This is a genomic window from Bacillus sp. JZ39 (genome assembly GCF_053903145.1).
Window position 1 is genome coordinate 839,738 of sequence record NZ_CP096389.1, and the last position, 13,916, is coordinate 853,653.

At 44.6% G+C, this 13,916-nt stretch carries 14 protein-coding genes; 10 read left to right on the forward strand and 4 right to left on the reverse strand.

What is annotated here, in order from left to right; all coding sequences use genetic code 11:
• Positions 1 to 23 precede the first annotated feature (23 nt).
• Positions 24 to 866: a mechanosensitive ion channel protein MscC gene (gene mscC / locus M1D65_RS04275; protein WP_010886444.1), complete on the reverse strand. Its 843-nt coding sequence runs from the start codon at positions 864 to 866 to the stop codon at positions 24 to 26.
• Positions 867 to 1,988, reverse strand: a complete 1,122-nt coding sequence (gene yfkAB, locus M1D65_RS04280; protein WP_003233655.1) for a radical SAM/CxCxxxxC motif protein YfkAB — start codon at positions 1,986 to 1,988, stop codon at positions 867 to 869.
• A gap of 144 nt (positions 1,989 to 2,132) precedes the next feature.
• On the opposite strand from yfkAB, the gene M1D65_RS04285 reads away from it, so the two are divergent.
• Both M1D65_RS04285 and pdaA read left to right on the forward strand, forming a co-directional pair.
• Positions 2,133 to 2,318 (forward strand): SE1561 family protein, encoded by a 186-nt coding sequence (locus tag M1D65_RS04285; protein WP_003223132.1) that lies wholly within the window; start codon positions 2,133 to 2,135, stop codon positions 2,316 to 2,318.
• 100 nt (positions 2,319 to 2,418) lie between these two features.
• The gene (pdaA, locus tag M1D65_RS04290) at positions 2,419 to 3,210 is read left to right on the forward strand and encodes a delta-lactam-biosynthetic de-N-acetylase (RefSeq protein ID WP_064671909.1); all 792 of its coding nucleotides are present in this window, start codon (positions 2,419 to 2,421) and stop codon (positions 3,208 to 3,210) included.
• Between the two features lie 37 nt (positions 3,211 to 3,247).
• Here pdaA and M1D65_RS04295 read toward each other — a convergent pair whose 3' ends face one another.
• Together M1D65_RS04295 and corA are read right to left on the reverse strand one after the other, a co-directional pair.
• Positions 3,248 to 4,108: an NAD(P)-dependent oxidoreductase gene (locus tag M1D65_RS04295; protein ID WP_456270792.1), complete on the reverse strand. Its 861-nt coding sequence runs from the start codon at positions 4,106 to 4,108 to the stop codon at positions 3,248 to 3,250.
• 98 nt (positions 4,109 to 4,206) lie between these two features.
• Positions 4,207 to 5,166, reverse strand: a complete 960-nt coding sequence (corA, locus tag M1D65_RS04300) for a magnesium/cobalt transporter CorA (RefSeq protein WP_003233650.1) — start codon at positions 5,164 to 5,166, stop codon at positions 4,207 to 4,209.
• Positions 5,167 to 5,283: 117 nt separating this feature from the next.
• Here corA and M1D65_RS04305 point away from each other — a divergent pair, with 117 nt between their 5' ends.
• From M1D65_RS04305 to acoB, 8 genes are all read left to right on the forward strand, one after another.
• Positions 5,284 to 6,147: a DNA-3-methyladenine glycosylase family protein gene (locus tag M1D65_RS04305; protein WP_014479176.1), complete on the forward strand. Its 864-nt coding sequence runs from the start codon at positions 5,284 to 5,286 to the stop codon at positions 6,145 to 6,147.
• A 113-nt stretch (positions 6,148 to 6,260) separates the two neighbouring features.
• The gene (gene rlmD / locus M1D65_RS04310; protein ID WP_015252551.1) at positions 6,261 to 7,661 is read left to right on the forward strand and encodes a 23S rRNA (uracil(1939)-C(5))-methyltransferase RlmD; all 1,401 of its coding nucleotides are present in this window, start codon (positions 6,261 to 6,263) and stop codon (positions 7,659 to 7,661) included.
• A gap of 622 nt (positions 7,662 to 8,283) precedes the next feature.
• Positions 8,284 to 8,568 carry a YfzA family protein gene (locus M1D65_RS04315; protein WP_021481197.1) on the forward strand — a complete coding sequence of 95 codons (285 nt, stop codon included), beginning with the start codon at positions 8,284 to 8,286 and terminating at the stop codon, positions 8,566 to 8,568.
• Positions 8,569 to 9,296: 728 nt separating this feature from the next.
• Complete coding sequence (locus tag M1D65_RS04320; RefSeq protein WP_015715509.1) at positions 9,297 to 10,274, forward strand: tRNA dihydrouridine synthase; 978 nt, start codon at positions 9,297 to 9,299, stop codon at positions 10,272 to 10,274.
• 195 nt (positions 10,275 to 10,469) lie between these two features.
• Complete coding sequence (locus M1D65_RS04325; protein ID WP_134992008.1) at positions 10,470 to 10,922, forward strand: DUF6884 domain-containing protein; 453 nt, start codon at positions 10,470 to 10,472, stop codon at positions 10,920 to 10,922.
• 29 nt (positions 10,923 to 10,951) lie between these two features.
• The gene (locus M1D65_RS04330) at positions 10,952 to 11,641 is read left to right on the forward strand and encodes a YfjL-like protein (protein ID WP_014479179.1); all 690 of its coding nucleotides are present in this window, start codon (positions 10,952 to 10,954) and stop codon (positions 11,639 to 11,641) included.
• A 230-nt stretch (positions 11,642 to 11,871) separates the two neighbouring features.
• Positions 11,872 to 12,873: an acetoin:2,6-dichlorophenolindophenol oxidoreductase subunit alpha gene (gene acoA / locus M1D65_RS04335; protein ID WP_015383114.1), complete on the forward strand. Its 1,002-nt coding sequence runs from the start codon at positions 11,872 to 11,874 to the stop codon at positions 12,871 to 12,873.
• Positions 12,874 to 12,876: 3 nt separating this feature from the next.
• Positions 12,877 to 13,905, forward strand: coding sequence for an acetoin:2,6-dichlorophenolindophenol oxidoreductase subunit beta (gene acoB / locus M1D65_RS04340; protein ID WP_024572068.1), 1,029 nt, complete (start codon positions 12,877 to 12,879; stop codon positions 13,903 to 13,905).
• Positions 13,906 to 13,916: the final 11 nt, after the last annotated feature.

The window sequence follows — 13,916 nt, forward strand, 5'->3', positions numbered from 1 at the left end:
CAACTCGGAATCAGTTTTTTTGTTTATTGGGTTCTCTCAATTCGGACCGCTTCCTCAAGCATTTGCACATTGTTTTGGTAGAGCTGGCGAACGAGAACCCGTCTTACTGCAAGGCTGGCACTGAAATAATCATCATCTTTCACCATGCCTTTAACCGTAAATTCGACGCCGCGATTGATTTTATTCAATGCGGTGATGCCGTGGATTTGAAATGGTTCTGTCGGATTGCCGAATTCATCCCGCTTCAATGAATCACGAAGCTCTTCATTCAGCATGTCACATGCCTCTTCCAACACGCTGTACACGCGGTCCGGATCTTCTTTAAAGCTGATAAGAAAGGATTCGGTAATCCGCATAAAATCAATATTATAGTTCTCTATTTGTCTGACCTCGCCGTTGCTGATGGTGAGCAGCTTCCCGCTCCATTCCCGGATTTGCAGCGAGCGGAGGCCGATTTCCTCCACTGTTCCGTTGAACAAGTTGTTGACGGTGACATAATCGCCTTTGTGCAGCTGGCGTTCATATATTAAGAACACACCAGCCAGCACATCTTTGATCAGCGATTGGGCGCCAAAACCGATCACGATACCTGCTACGCCCGCCCCGGCCAATATCTTGCCGAAATCATGCACAAATAAAGAAATAACATAAAAGATAAAACCAATTGTCGCCGTATACTGGGTGACAGAACGGACAAGGCTTTCAATCGTTTTTTCCTTTTTTTCTTCAATAAAATCCGTCCGTTTAAAAAATAGCTGTACCAGCCGGTTGATGATAAAGACACCGATCCAAAGGATAACGGCAACGAGGAGAATATCGACGATTTTATTTTGAAAAATCTCCGTAAGTGTTTCTTTCATCCGCATCTAACTCCTGGCTTGACGTTTTGTGAAGTCTGTATCCTGATAATAACTGTTTTTGACAAGAACATTCGGTCCGAGGCACCGGACATTCGGGCAGTGGCAACTTAGTTCCTTCGCAAGCTTGGTCTCTCTCCACTTTTCATAGGCGGAAGGGAGGCTGTCCGTCTGAATGTTGCCAAGCGGCGGGGTATCACCGAAATCGGTCACGATAATGTTTCCATCGAAAATGTTCACATTCAGGCGGGATCGGCCGTCAGGGTCATTTCGCACTGTGACGTTTTTCGCCGCGCGAAGCCGGCGAAGCAGCTTTTGGTCGTCTTCGTCCGGACTGCAGGCATAAAACGGCAGCGTTCCGAACAGCATCCACGTATTTTCATCACGAATATCCAGCAAGCGGTGAATGGCCTGTCTCATTTCTTTCAGGCTGAGGGATTCAAGAGCGCTTGCGAAATCGCTTGGATACATTGGGTGGACCTCGTGACGCTGACATTTCATATCTTCTGTGATTTGGCGGTGAATATGCTCAATATGCGGAAGAGTTCGTTTGTTCAGCATCGTTTCCGCAGATACCATTACTCCGGCATCCACGAGCGTGCGGCTGTTTTCGATCATTTTTTCAAAATAGCGCGCGCGCTGTTCGAAGGTCGGTTTTCTGTCCATCATGGCAAAGCCGATTTCAGCAAAATCTTCAACTGTACCCCAGTTATGAGAAATATGTAGCACATCGAGATACGGAATGATCCATTCGTACCGCTCGATGTCGAGGGTCAGATTTGAATTAATTTGTGTCCGCACACCCCGTTCATGGGCATATTTCAATAAAGGAACAACATATTCTTTTACTGATTTCAACGAAAGCATCGGCTCTCCGCCTGTGATGCTGATGGATCTGAGGCGCGGGATTTCCTCCAGCCGTTTTAACAGAAGATCTATTGGCAGAGCATTCGGGTCTTTAGGCTGCAATGTATAGCCTACAGCACAATGCTCGCATCTCATATTGCACAGTGTCGTCGTTGTGAATTCAACGTTTGTCAGCTGCATGTCTCCGTATTGGTCAACATCCATATAGGCTTCCCAAGGGTCAAACTCGGGCGTAATCGGACGCAGCTTCGTGTTTTGTGTCATGACTATCTAACTCCTTTATAAATGGGCATACTAACGCTGCCAACAGTTAATTTTAGACCTGATTTGCCAAGATCGCAAGTAGCGCGGCGATTGAAAAACGGCAAAAAATGAGCTACCATAATAAAAAATGAATGGAGGAACAGAATGGGGAACGCCGTAAACAATAAAGATCAGCAGATTGATTATTTAAAGAACAGACTTGACATGTTTATGAACGTCATCGATTCATTAGACCCTGAAGCAACCGACGTTGAAGATATAGACAGGCTTATCAGCATGCTTGATGACCTGGAAGCCAAATACGAACGTTTTAAAAAAGATTGGGAATAAAACCGCGCGCCCGCCGCGGTTTTTTTATTGGCATAAAGCAACAGTATAAAACAAAGCCCCTATCTGTAAAATAAGAAAAAATGCAGAAGGAGCGCTGGCCATGAAGTGGATGTGTTCAATATGCTGCGCCGCCGTATTGCTTGCCGGAGGTGCAGCACAGGCGGAAGCGGTGCCGAATGAGCCGATTAATTGGGGCTTTAAACGAAGTGTCAATCATCAGCCGCCAGATGCCGGGAAGCAGCTGAACAGTTTAATTGAAAAATATGACGCGTTTTATTTAGGGAATACAAAGGAAAAAACGATTTACTTAACGTTTGATAACGGATATGAAAATGGCTATACGCCAAAAGTGCTTGATGTCTTAAAAAAACATCGCGTAACAGGAACGTTTTTTGTCACCGGGCATTTCGTAAAGGACCAGCCTCAGCTAATCAAACGTATGTCAGATGAGGGCCATATTATCGGCAACCATTCCTTTCACCATCCGGATTTAACGACAAAAACAGCTGATCAGATTCAGGATGAACTTGATTCAGTCAACGAAGAGGTTTATAAAATTACGGGAAAGCAGGACAATCTGTACTTGCGTCCGCCGCGCGGCGTGTTCAGTGAGTACGTACTGAAAGAAACGAAACGCCTCGGCTATCAAACCGTTTTCTGGTCGGTCGCTTTTGTTGATTGGAAAATCAACAACCAAAAGGGAAAGAAATATGCCTACGATCATATGATCAAGCAGGCGCACCCGGGAGCCATTTACCTGCTTCACACCGTATCGAGGGACAATGCAGAAGCGCTGGATGATGCGATTACAGATCTGAAAAAACAGGGCTACACTTTTAAAAGCATTGATGATCTGATGTTTGATAAAGAAATGAGGCTGCCGTCTTTGTAAAAGAGAAAAACCTCTCCTTAAACGGAGAGGCTTTTTATTATTTTATACATTTAATCAGTGCGGCCCAGTCCAGATCCCCAAAGCCTTTCTCAATCCCGCTTTCAAAATGGCTCTTGGCCAGCTCGGCAAGAGGAAGATTTGCAGAAACCTGTTTTGCGGCGGCGAGTGCCAGGTTGGTATCCTTCAGCCCTAAAGACATTTTGAAGCCGGCCGGCTCAAATTTCTGCTCGGCCATAATGGTTCCGTAATTTTGATAGACTGGAGAACCAAAGAGCGCGCTGGCGATTTCTAAAAATTGTTTTTGTTCTAAGCCGTATTTCTCCATCATTAAAAAGGATTCAGATAACGCCTCCAGCATGGACACAAGCAAGAAATTGATGCTGATTTTGGCTGCATTTGCCGTCTTGCTTTCTTCGCCGACGTCAAATACCTGCTGGCTCAGGCTGTCGAGCAGAGGCTTGGCAGCTTGCTTTGCTTCCGCCGGTCCGGCTGTTATGATACGGAGCGCGGCTTTGGCTGCGGCATCCGGTCTGCCAAGAACAGGAGCGGCGAGAAAAAATTGTCCTTTCTCTGCATGAGCTGCTGCGAGCTTTTCTGAGAACTCAACACTGATTGTGCTCATCGAGATGTGAATGCCGTTCTCTGCTAATCCTTCAAGCAGCCCGTCTTCTCCGAATGTCACGGCGCTGACAGAATCATCATCTGCAAGCATAGTAATGACAATATCAGCGGACTTTGCCGCCAGCCGCGGCGTATCAGCTGCCTGTGCGCCTTTTGTGACAAGGTCTTCTGTCTTTTGTTTCGTCCGGTTATAGACAGTCAATTCGTAGCCTGCTTGAAGAACATTTCGGGCAATGGGCTGTCCCATATTGCCGAGTCCGATGACAGCAATTTTCAATCTGATCACTCCCTGAATATTTTTTCCATTATAAACAATATGAACAGAATATGCATAGCGATCGGCTTACAACAAAAAAGAACAGCTGCTCGCTGTCCTCATTTAAAAATATTGAACCATCCTTTATGTACAAACCAAATCAGCATTCCAATCACAAGCGCGGCCATCAGGCCAAGTACAGCGAAATATCCGTATTTCCAATGCAGCTCCGGCATAAAGTCGAAGTTCATACCGTATACACCGGCAATAAAGGTGAGCGGGATGAAAATGGTTGATACGATCGTCAGTGTCATCATAATCGCATTCATCCGGTTTGAGTTTAGCGTCACGTAGCTGTCACGCAAGTCGGACGTCATGTCACGGTTGGATTCCACAATTTCAGACAACTTTAACAAATGATCGTATATGTCACTGAAGTAGGCTTTCGTTTCCCGCTGCTCTTTCACATGGTCAAGGCTTAAAATCCGGTAGAGCAAATCACGCATCGGGATAATCGTCCGTCTCAAATGCAATAGGTCTGTTCTGAGATCAAACACCTCGTTCATCAGCGTTCCATACGTTTTGTGGGGACGGCTTTCTTCAATTTCATTCAGCCGGTCTTCAATTTTATACACGAGAGGAAAATATTCATCAACAAGCTGATCCATGATCATATAAGAAATATGCCCGGGCCCTTTTTTCAATATATCCGGTGAAGCATACAAACGCTCCCGGACTTTAGCGATACCGGGCGTTTCGTGTAAATGAAAGGTGACGACAAATTTTTCGCCTTGAAAGATATCGACTTCCTCCGTCTCAAGTGTTTCCTTATTCAGCGCATGAATCACGTAAAAACGATAGCCGTCATAATGGTCAAGCTTCGGCCGCTGCATATGCTGGAAGCAATCCTCAATGGCAAGCGGGTGAAAATGAAAAAAATCTCTCAATAACGCCGTTTCCGTATCCTCCGGGCCGTAAAAATCAACCCAGTACCATGCAATATCAGGCTGTTCCACTCGTTCGATCGGTATATTTTTCAGCAGCTGATGCTCTGTTGTGATTGCGGTAATGTTGATCATAAACAACCCTCCACCTGCCATTATATCATGCGGTCTTTATGAGAAAAGTATACGGTACTCTCTGCCTAATTCAAGCGGCATGTTATACTGAACAAAAACGGAAAAAGGGTGGATCTCATGTGGAAGGAAAAAGTATCTGTCACGCCTCCGTATCATTTTGACCGCGTGCTGGACAGGCTGTCTTTAGACCCCCTCAATGCTGTTGATCGAGAGGCGAGGGAAGTCCGTGTGCCAATCAGAAATCAAGCGGGGGACGTATGTATTGTAAAGGTACAAGCGTTAGGACATGCGGGCGATCCTGAGTTCCTCGTCAGCGGGGAAACGGATCAGGGAGAAATGATGAAGGAAATCAAGCGGATTTTTCAATGGGAAAATCATTTGCAGCACGTTCTGGATCATTTTTCAAAAACGAGCCTGTCCGCTATTTTTGAAGAGCATGCAGGGACTCCGCTTGTTCTGGACTACAGCGTGTACAACTGCATGATGAAATGCATTATCCACCAGCAGCTCAATCTTTCCTTCGCTTACACGCTAACAGAACGGTTTGTTCATGCGTTTGGCGAGCAGAAGGATGGCGTGTGGTGCTACCCAAAGCCGGAAACGATTGCAGAACTCGATTATCAGGATCTGCGTGATCTGCAATTCAGCATGAGAAAAGCGGAATACACCATTGATACATCAAGGATGATCGCAGAAGGCACACTCAGCTTGTCAGAGCTGCCGCATATGGCGGATGAAGACATTATGAAGAAACTGATCAAAATTAGGGGTATCGGCCCGTGGACCGTGCAAAATATCCTCATGTTCGGACTTGGCCGTCCCAATTTATTCCCGCTTGCCGATATCGGCCTCCAGAATGCCATCAAACGCCACTTTCAGCTGGACGATAAGCCGGCAAAGGATGTCATGCTGGCGATGAGCAAGGAGTGGGAGCCTTATTTAAGCTATGCGTCTTTATATTTGTGGAGGAGTATAGAATAATTCATCTGACAATGAAGGAAATCCTGCAAACGTGTTATACTAGAAAGATGTGAAAAAACCATTTCACTTTCTGCCATCTGCAGAAAGCTTTATATAGAAACGGAGAGAACAACGTGAACCAACAAAAGAAACAGGCGCCCGTCGAACTGAAGGTCGGACAAACTTTTCCGCTGACGATTAAGCGTCTCGGCATTAACGGAGAAGGTGTCGGCTATTTTAAGAAAAAAGTCGTCTTCGTGCCCGGCGCGCTTCCTGGCGAAGAAGTTGTTGTGCAGGCTACAAAGGTCCAGCCGAAGTTTTCGGAGGGCCGCATTAAGAAAATCCGCAAGGCATCTGAGCACCGGGTGGCACCGCCTTGCCCTGTTTATGAACAATGCGGCGGCTGTCAGCTTCAGCACCTTGCATACAGCCAGCAGCTTCGGGAAAAACGCGATATCGTCATTCAGTCTCTTGAACGCCATACGAAGTTTAAAGTTGAAAATATGGAAATCAAAGAAACGATTGGCATGGACAACCCGTGGAATTACCGCAATAAAAGCCAATTCCAGATCGGGCGCTCGCAAAGCGGCAGCATCATCGCCGGCTTATACGGCCTTGATTCTCATGACATCGTTCCGATTAAAGACTGTATCGTTCAGCATCCGGCAACGAACAAAACAACAGGCATCGTCCGCCGCATTTTAGAGGACTTCAATGTGTCTGTTTATAATGAAAGAAAACGAAAAGGCGACGTTCGCACGATCGTGACGAGAGTCGGCTTTGAAACAGGCGAAGTGCAGGTCGTGCTTGTAACCGCAAAAGAAACGCTTCCGCACAAGGAAGAAATCGTCAAAGCGATTCAAAAGCGATTGCCAGAGGTCAAATCCATTATTCAGAATGTAAATGGTGCGAAAACTTCAGTGATTTTCGGTGAGAAAACAAAACCGCTCGCCGGAAAAACAGTAATTCAAGAAGTGCTCGGCGACGTATCTTTTGAATTAAGCGCCCGCGCTTTCTTCCAGCTCAACCCGGAACAGACCGTCAAGCTGTATGATGAAGTGAAAAAAGCGGCGCAGCTGACCGGTAAAGAAAAAGTCGTTGATGCGTATTGCGGCGTCGGCACTATCGGCATGTGGGTGGCGGACGGAGCAAAGGAAGTCCGCGGCATGGACGTCATCAAGGAATCAATTGACGATGCTAAGAAAAACGCCAAAAAACACGGCATGGCAAATGCCACATATGTAACAGGAACAGCCGAACACTGGCTCCCGAAATGGACGAAAGAAGGCTTCCGCCCGGACGTCGTCATTGTAGACCCGCCAAGAACGGGCTGTGACAGCACGTTCCTGGACACGATCAAAAAAGTCAAACCGAAACGCTTCGTCTACGTTTCCTGCAATCCATCCACGCTTGCGAAGGATTTGCAGACGCTGTCGAAGGACTATCGCGTGGACTATATTCAGCCTGTCGATATGTTTCCGCAGACGGCGCATGTTGAAGCAGTGGCGAGACTTGTATTGAAATCGTCTAACTAAAATAAACAATACCTAATAAGACCTGGATTTCGGTAAAATAAACAATTCCGATTTCCGGGTCTTTTTCGTGCGCAGCCCTTGTCCTAACTGTCTTTCCCCAATTTTATCTTCCTTCTCATTCTCGGAGATCTTTATTTTAACTGGCGAAAAGAATTGAAAAAACGTGTTGAAAAGCGGGTGAAAAACAGCGTTATTTAACCGGAGAAATTTCCTTCCAGTATGTTTAAAATACATGAGTAGAATGATGTAAAATAATAGATATATTTTCATAATTTGTAAAAATATATATTGACTTGCAGTTATTACGTGTGAAATATTGATTATAGGAATATAAGGAAAGGTATGGCGTATATCATTTCAAGAGTCATTCGATGTAAAAAGTTGAAACATTGTAATTAAATGAAAGAGGTGAAAATGATGGCCAACCCCATTTTAAAATGAATAACGTATGAGCACTACAACAATTAAATAATAGTGCCGAGACGATAACAACTATTACAGTAATACCTACAGTGGTTATACCTTTAATAAGTAATTATTGCGACAATCATGCTACATAATATAATGATTTTAGATTGACACTTGGCTAAAAAGTATTGCAGAGAAGGAAATGGATAACTAAATGGATAAAGTATATAAAAAACGACCGTTATATAAAAGAAGTTGGTTTCAAACATTTTTGGCATTTTTAGTATCTCAGCTTTATTTTAATTTTGTAGAATTAACGGGATGGGGTCCTAAGTATAGAGAAATGAATGGATTCCCAGCAAACATAGTTGAACTAGATTTCTTTCAAACATATCTTTCATTCTATGATAATCCATGGTTTAATATTATTACTGTTTTCTTGGGAGTTTTCACTATTATACAAATAATTACAGGGATAACAAAGGATATTCGAAATTAAAGCAATAACTTCTGATGCCTTATTTAATGATGAAAGAAAATGAACACTTTCTTAATTATCTTATGAGTGAAGACTGCGACATTTAGTCAGCAGTCTATTTTATTGGTTCTGGATCAGGATTACCGAATTATAACCCTATACAAATATATAGTAGGTTGCCACTTGCTGCGTTGGTTATTTTCTAAATCATGAGCAAATCCCAAATGATTCAGATTGAAGTTCTTGAATTCTTTTAAATAAGGATTTATTTTCTCTTCTCATCCTCTTTACTCCATGTGATTCACAAGTGTTAGCAGCTTAAGTAGAGGTTTTTTCATTCTCTTGAGTACTCAGTTATACCACCCCCAACTCAATTTGCTTTATCTCTATTAGTTTTTCCGCAAATATGATATAGAGATACGGATATGGTGTAGTGTTAAATATCTTATCTTCAATAACAGGGCAATTATTTTGCGTTGGTAATATGGAGAACTCATATGATATTCTATTTAGGTTGGAATCCTTTTTATCCAAAAAGTTCAAAAGTAAGGCCACTAAGAAAGACGAAGGTCAGCGCCAGTTAACCACAATATAAAAAATAGGGTAGATAATCATCCCACGTGAAATGTTCAAAATTTACTATAGATTGATAAGAAATGCTTTCGCATGCGAAAAGAAGCATGGTCAGTTTTTTAATATTGAGATACAGGTATAGCCGTATCCCCTAATGAAAGGATTTGATTTTTGTTATGACAGAAAATTTCTGGCGTGAATTACCACGGCCATTTTTTGTACTGGCACCAATGGAAGATGTGACAGATGTTGTTTTCCGGCATGTAGTAAGTGAAGCAGGCAGACCGGATGTGTTTTTTACAGAGTTCACAAACTCAGAGAGCTATTGCCACCCGGATGGGAAGGATAGCGTGCGCGGCCGTTTGACTTTTACAGAGGATGAACAGCCAATTGTGGCCCATATATGGGGAGATAAGCCTGAAAACTTCCGTAAAATGAGTATTGGCATGGCAGAGTTAGGATTTAAAGGACTAGATATCAATATGGGCTGTCCTGTGCCTAATGTGACACAGAACGGTAAGGGAAGCGGTCTTATCCGCCGGCCGGAAGTTGCAGCAGAGTTAATACAAGCAGCAAAAGCAGGGGGATTGCCCGTAAGCGTAAAAACAAGACTTGGTTTCACGGATGTAGACGAATGGCGCGAGTGGCTGACACACATTTTGAAACAGGATATTGCCAATCTTTCTATTCATCTGCGCACAAGAGCAGAAATGAGCAAAGTAGATGCGCATTGGGAACTCATCCCGGAGATTAAGAAACTTCGTGACGAGGTGGCACCAGATACATTGTTAACAATAAACGGGGATATCCCTGACCGCCAAACTGGCTTGAAACTTGCTGAACAATACGGTGTTGATGGAATTATGATTGGGCGTGGTATTTTTACAAATCCATTTGCCTTTGAAAAGGAGCCGAAAGAGCATAGCAGCAAGGAATTGCTTGATCTCTTAAGGCTGCATCTGGATCTTCATGATAAATATTCAGCATTAGAAGCCCGTCCGTACAAGCCTCTTCCTCGCTTTTTTAAAATTTATCTCCGCGGGTTCCGAGGGGCAAGTGAATTAAGAAATCAATGCATGAACACAAAGTCAACAGATGAAGTGCGTGCATTGCTCGACGACTTTGAGAGAAAGTATCTTGATGGGATAGAGTAACTGCAGTGCTTGATTCAAAAAAGGCTAACAAAATAAAGGGATTTTTACACCATTCTTGACTAAAATAAACCTGGATTTTCGGTAAATCCGGGTCTTTTTTGTACGAAGCTTTTACTCAGCCTGTCTTTTCTCTAATTTATTGTAAGAAAATAATGGTATATTTAGTGGAGATATCTTATAAAGGGGGAGAGAAAAATGAAACGGCTATGCATCATCCCCTGCGGCAAGAAAAAAATCTGGGACGTCCAGCCTGATGCCGGGCCGGTAAGAGCAGAGGACGCTTATCTCAGCCCGTTTCATCAGGCGTGCGAGCGGTATGCGAAAGCATTTTTCGATGAGTGGGTGACTTTGTCGGCGAAGCATGGCTTTCTTCGCCCTAATGATCTCGTTTCGGGAAATTACGATGTCACTTTTGGCACCGGTCATCCGGAAATCATGACAGCGGACGAGCTGAGCCGCCAATTTCACGAAAAAGGCTTTTCTGATATCGAAGAGCTAGTCATGCTTGGCGGAAAAAAATATCGAAGCGTTCTAAACGCCGTCATCGGAGAACACCAGCATATCAGCTGGCCGCTATCATCTTACAAAGGCATAGGCTATATGCTCCAAGCGCTGAACCGGGCTGTTGAAGAAAAGCATGAACTGTAGCACATACATATGAAGAAAAGAGTGTGAACATGAAAAAACTTGTGTTTGGCTTGCTTGCCATTGCATTATTCGGATGCGGACTATATATCTATCATGTATGGTTCGGTGATCCATTTTCGAAAAATGCTGCAGAACAGAAGCTAGTCTCTTATGTGAAACAAACCTATCCTAAGAAAGAAATCAAGATCACGAATGGGGTATATAACGCTAAAACCTCTGAATATGTATTCGAAGCAACCTCCCAATCTCATCGCTACCCAATGTGTACGAAGGGATTTCTGCATCCTAAAGTAACGTGCGATGGAATTGAAGAAGCGTATACCGAATCAGTATCAAAACATGTAAATGAAGAAGCAACGAAGGCAATCGAAGCAGATCTGAAAAAAGCGGTTCCTCGACTTATAAAAGCTGATGCTGCTTTGAGTATTGAAAACGGACAGTTCACGTTAGATACAAAATGGAACAAACAGCTGGCTGAAAAAGCGCCTATGAGCATGACGATTCAGTTAGACGCCAGCGGGTTATCAAAAACAGATGCCGCAAAGATGGCGGAAACGGTCAGAAAAACGCTTAATGAAAAGGGATATACATACTCAAACGGCACGATAGACTGTATGCAGAAGGACGGGGTCGGCGGTATTGGATATGTCAAATATTCAATTGATTTTCTTTCAAAAGCAGCTACTCAGTCAAACGATGCAGAGGAACTAGGAAGTTAAAAAGATTTCCAAGGAAATAAATACGTCGATCATTGTCAAAGGCCGGGTGATATCCGGTCTTTTTTTGCATGCTGTAAAACGAGACAAATGAATCAGTTTGAGACAAAACGAGACACACGTCTCAAACTGTCTCCAAAGTGAAGACGAGAAGACTGGTTTTACGGGCTCAAAAGACTGGCACACTTCTTGCATTTATAATGGTGAACCCTAAATAGAAGGAGGCGCACAAAATGGAATTGTTAAAACGAGAAGGCTTATCATTAACTGAGGAAAAAGCGCTGTGGATGTACCAAAAGATGCTGGAGATCAGGGGCTTTGAAGACAAAGTGCATGAACTGTTCGCCCAGGGAGTGCTTCCCGGATTCGTTCATTTATATGCCGGTGAGGAAGCTGTGGCTGTAGGGGTGTGCGCTCATTTACATGATGGCGACAGCATTACAAGCACCCACAGGGGACATGGACATTGTATCGCCAAAGGCTGTGATTTGGACGGCATGATGGCGGAAATTTTCGGAAAAGCGACCGGATTGTGCAAAGGCAAGGGTGGTTCTATGCACATTGCGGATCTTGATAAAGGCATGTTAGGCGCAAATGGAATCGTCGGGGGCGGCTTTACGCTCGCATGCGGATCAGCGCTCACGGCTAAATATAAACAGACTAAAAATGTAAGCGTTTGCTTTTTCGGAGACGGGGCAAATAACCAAGGCACCTTCCACGAAGGGCTGAATTTAGCGGCTGTATGGAACCTTCCTGTCGTGTTTGTCGCCGAAAATAACGGCTATGGCGAAGCCACCCCATTTGAGTACGCATCAGCCTGTGATTCAATCGCCGATCGGGCGGCTGCTTATAACATGCCGGGGGTTACAGTTGACGGCAAAGATATTTTAGCAGTTTACCAGGCAGCCGAGGAAGCGATAGAAAGAGCAAGAAACGGCGGCGGCCCGTCTTTGATTGAATGTATGACCTACAGAAACTACGGCCATTTCGAAGGAGATGCCCAGACCTATAAAACGAAGGATGAAAGAGTTGAGCACCTTGAAGAAAAAGATGCCATTCAAGGTTTTAAAAACTACCTTTTAAAAGAAACAGATGCTAATAAGCTGTCAGACATTGAACAGCGTGTCAGCGAATCGATTGAAAAAGCCGTTTCGTTCAGCGAAGACAGCCCATATCCAAAAGATTCGGAGCTGCTGACAGATGTGTACGTGTCATATGAAAAAGGAGGAATGTAAGAGATGGCGAGAGTCATAAGCATGTCAGACGCGATCAATGAAGCAATGAAGCTTGCGATGAGAAGAGATGAAAATGTGCTTTTGATCGGTGAGGATGTCGCCGGGGGAGCGGCTGTCGATCATTTGCAGGATGATGAAGCATGGGGCGGTGTATTAGGGGTCACAAAGGGGCTCGTACAGGAATTCGGGCGTACAAGAGTGCTGGACACACCGATTTCTGAGGCGGGCTATATGGGTGCGGCTATGGCTGCGGCATCAACCGGTTTGAGACCGATTGCCGAGCTGATGTTTAACGATTTTATCGGCACGTGCTTTGACCAGGTGATCAACCAAGGGGCGAAATTCCGTTACATGTTCGGCGGAAAAGCGCAAGTGCCGATTACCGTCCGCACCACATACGGAGCAGGGTTCCGGGCCGCTGCCCAGCATTCACAAGCGCTGTATGGCCTTTTCACGAGCATCCCTGGACTGAAGACAGTTGTTCCATCCAATCCGTATGATGCCAAAGGTCTTCTGCTTGCAGCAATAGAAGATAATGATCCGGTGTTCTTCTTTGAAGACAAAACGTCCTACAACATGAAGGGCGAGGTGCCGGAAGATTATTATACAATTCCGCTCGGAAAGGCGGACATCAAACGCGAGGGCAATGATGTTACGCTCTTTGCAGTCGGCAAGCAGGTCAATACTGCGCTTGAAGCGGCTGCACAGCTTTCAGAGAGGGGCATCGAAGCCGAGGTCCTTGATCCGCGCAGTCTGTCCCCTCTGGATGAGGATGCGATTTTCACATCGTTAGAAAAAACAAACCGGCTGATCATCATTGATGAAGCCAATCCGCGATGCAGCATTGCCACGGATATTGCTGCGATTGTCGCTGACAAGGGCTTTGATTTGCTTGATGCGCCGATTAAACGGATTACAGCGCCGCATACACCGGTTCCGTTTTCACCAGTGCTTGAAGATCAATATTTGCCGACACCAGATAAAATTGTCAGCGTCACGCTTGAATTGCTTGGCGAGCCGGCAATGAATTAAAGGGGGGACAC

Excerpts from the sequence above, each read along its gene's own strand:
- acoB (WP_024572068.1), top strand. The coding sequence starts at position 12,877 with ATGGCGAGAGTCATAAGCATGTCAGACGCGATCAATGAAGCAATGAAG.
- acoA (WP_015383114.1), top strand. The coding sequence starts at position 11,872 with ATGGAATTGTTAAAACGAGAAGGCTTATCATTAACTGAGGAAAAAGCG.
- M1D65_RS04320 (WP_015715509.1), top strand. The coding sequence starts at position 9,297 with ATGACAGAAAATTTCTGGCGTGAATTACCACGGCCATTTTTTGTACTG.
- pdaA (WP_064671909.1), top strand. The coding sequence starts at position 2,419 with ATGAAGTGGATGTGTTCAATATGCTGCGCCGCCGTATTGCTTGCCGGA.
- corA (WP_003233650.1), bottom strand. The coding sequence starts at position 5,166 with ATGATCAACATTACCGCAATCACAACAGAGCATCAGCTGCTGAAAAAT.
- M1D65_RS04315 (WP_021481197.1), top strand. The coding sequence starts at position 8,284 with ATGGATAAAGTATATAAAAAACGACCGTTATATAAAAGAAGTTGGTTT.
- M1D65_RS04325 (WP_134992008.1), top strand. The coding sequence starts at position 10,470 with ATGAAACGGCTATGCATCATCCCCTGCGGCAAGAAAAAAATCTGGGAC.
- M1D65_RS04285 (WP_003223132.1), top strand. The coding sequence starts at position 2,133 with ATGGGGAACGCCGTAAACAATAAAGATCAGCAGATTGATTATTTAAAG.
- M1D65_RS04330 (WP_014479179.1), top strand. The coding sequence starts at position 10,952 with ATGAAAAAACTTGTGTTTGGCTTGCTTGCCATTGCATTATTCGGATGC.
- M1D65_RS04305 (WP_014479176.1), top strand. The coding sequence starts at position 5,284 with ATGTGGAAGGAAAAAGTATCTGTCACGCCTCCGTATCATTTTGACCGC.
- yfkAB (WP_003233655.1), bottom strand. The coding sequence starts at position 1,988 with ATGACACAAAACACGAAGCTGCGTCCGATTACGCCCGAGTTTGACCCT.
- mscC (WP_010886444.1), bottom strand. The coding sequence starts at position 866 with ATGCGGATGAAAGAAACACTTACGGAGATTTTTCAAAATAAAATCGTC.